Origin of the sequence: Blautia sp. AF19-10LB (genome assembly GCF_003461245.1) — a bacterium.
GTDB classification, from domain to species: domain Bacteria; phylum Bacillota; class Clostridia; order Lachnospirales; family Lachnospiraceae; genus Blautia_A; species Blautia_A intestinihominis.
Map to the genome: position 1 here is coordinate 1 of NZ_QTWS01000084.1, position 2,038 is coordinate 2,038.

A 2,038-nucleotide genomic window follows, 5' to 3' on the forward strand; every position below is an offset into this window, starting at 1 on the left:
AAAAAGCTTTTGTTTATTTTATCTTAGCATCAATGAATGACCTTTACAAGACACTTTTTTCTCAAATTGCATCAGGTGTTTTTAGCCTATTCGTTCTACATAGCGTACACTGTTTCCCTTACACTCAAACTCCGGGCAAAGGGACAGCCATAGTCTTTCCAGATCATTGATATTCATGGCATCCAATTCTGTTTCATCTTCCTTTCCATGGATATTTACAAAACCGATCCGATATATGCCATACCCTTTATATACGTTTTTTACTACTTTTCTTCCCGCTCTTCGTATATTCATAAGCTCTTTTCTCCCTTCTCTTCTGCTTCCAGTAAAAATGTATTGCAAGTATAACTTCCGGAATCACTGACACCAGCTGCACCTCCAAGACTGTCCAGATACTGGCTGCCATTTTTTGATGCGGAAATGTACATATAAAAATTTGTCAAAACATAATTTTTATTTTCCAGCACATTCTTATAATTGCGACTAAGCACAAACCTTGCTCCAAGTTTTTCTACTTTTTCTTTTACCAGCATAGCAGTTAAATTTACCGCTTTTCGTATTTGCTGCTTATTAAGTCCACTTTGATAATAACGTTCCAAAAACAAAACCAGCTCTTCTGCTTTATTTTCGCGTGGTTTGCTTTTGGCAGTTACATCTACAAACTCAATCGTCTTCCTTTCATCCGCTGCTACAAAAGAACCTTTTGTCAGACGGAGAATCGCACGAAATACAATTTTGCCATTGTATTTGATAAATAGAATTTTTTTATTTGCATCAAAGCAGGATAACAAACAGTCACAACTTGGACCATTTCGATAGGAAATACAGCTGCGCAGCGGTACTTCTCCTATCTGCATGACCGGAAGCAGGCTGTCCTCTTCCCAGATTTCCCATCCACTATCCAGACGCAGAAGGTTTTCTTTCCAAATTTCTTCTGTATCTTTTTTATAGGAAAAGCAATTTCCTGTTCCAGATCTCCTTCATGGTATTTAAGCTCCATAAATTTTCCTAATAACTCAGCATTCTGACGTCTGTTGTCTTTCCAGTACCGGCATCGCCTGTCATCATAAACAGCCTTGCCGGTGTCTTATCCACCATCTGCAGGATTTCTTCAGCTTCCTTACTTACCAGATAGTCTTCCGGAAGCGAAGGAATTCTTCTTTTTGTCCTTTCATTTACATCCCATCTGCCAAAGTAGATCTGTTTTAATTCTGAGTTTCCTTGTGTTTTTTTATGATCCTCATTTCCTTATTTACTGATCTGTACTTGTTGTCTGCCATATTTTTGCAACAAAAAAAAGGCCATTTAGAAATTTTCATTCTAAATGACCTTATTTATTACAAAGGCAGGAGGCTTTTGGCTCCTTAATGTTTTACTCCCGGTCAGATCCGGAACCAGCGTTTCTTATCTGTGTCTACAGATACAAATACAAATCTCACAATCATATTAACGCAAGATATTGTTGGCGTTAATCGCACTTTTACTATATTTTGTATTTTCGATTTTCAAAGATTTGATCAACTTCTCTTATTACTTATGGAAATGTAATTTTACCATTTTTATTTATACGAATCTTAAATGTACCACCAAACATTTTATTGTTATTTTTTTATCTCTACAGTAAAAATATCCAATTGCGGTATCTCATCCCTCTCTTCGATTAAATAATTCTTTTGTCATCTGATTTTAATTTCTATTTTTCCTTCCACTGGGCTATATAAATCCAGAGGATCTTCATCACTTTCATAAACACGTCCTACGCCTTCTCCGTAAGTATCTTCTGTTCCAGTTTCATATTTTTTATATGTTGTTCTGTTTTTTTCTTCTTTATTTACATATAATTCTAATGTCACCGTTTTAGCATCTGGAGAAATTCCTTTATATTTTGTATTATTTCTGCTTTCTTCAAACACAGTCTCTGTGTCTCCATAATTTGTCATTCTATAAAGCCCCTGATTTCCTTTATCGTCGGTTCCTAGTAAATAATAATCTTCATATTCTTTATTATCCAAATTTCCATAAATTGTACTTGCCAAAT

2 protein-coding genes and 1 pseudogene are annotated in these 2,038 nt (G+C 35.3%); all 3 read right to left on the reverse strand.

Annotated elements, in window-relative coordinates:
• Positions 1-81: 81 nt before the first annotated feature.
• Positions 82-294, reverse strand: a complete 213-nt coding sequence (locus DWX28_RS19115; RefSeq protein ID WP_118254770.1) for a hypothetical protein — start codon at positions 292-294, stop codon at positions 82-84.
• A complete protein-coding gene (locus DWX28_RS19120) occupies positions 291-857 on the reverse strand; it encodes a hypothetical protein (protein ID WP_199611875.1) in 567 nt (188 codons plus the stop codon). Before DWX28_RS19120 ends, DWX28_RS19115 begins: the two co-directional genes overlap by 4 nt.
• Before the next feature lie 819 nt (positions 858-1,676).
• Positions 1,677-2,038 (reverse strand): annotated as a pseudogene (locus tag DWX28_RS19125) (DUF4179 domain-containing protein); the annotation flags it as partial.

Excerpts from the sequence above, each read along its gene's own strand:
- DWX28_RS19120 (WP_199611875.1), bottom strand. The coding sequence starts at position 857 with ATGCAGATAGGAGAAGTACCGCTGCGCAGCTGTATTTCCTATCGAAAT.
- DWX28_RS19115 (WP_118254770.1), bottom strand. The coding sequence starts at position 294 with ATGAATATACGAAGAGCGGGAAGAAAAGTAGTAAAAAACGTATATAAA.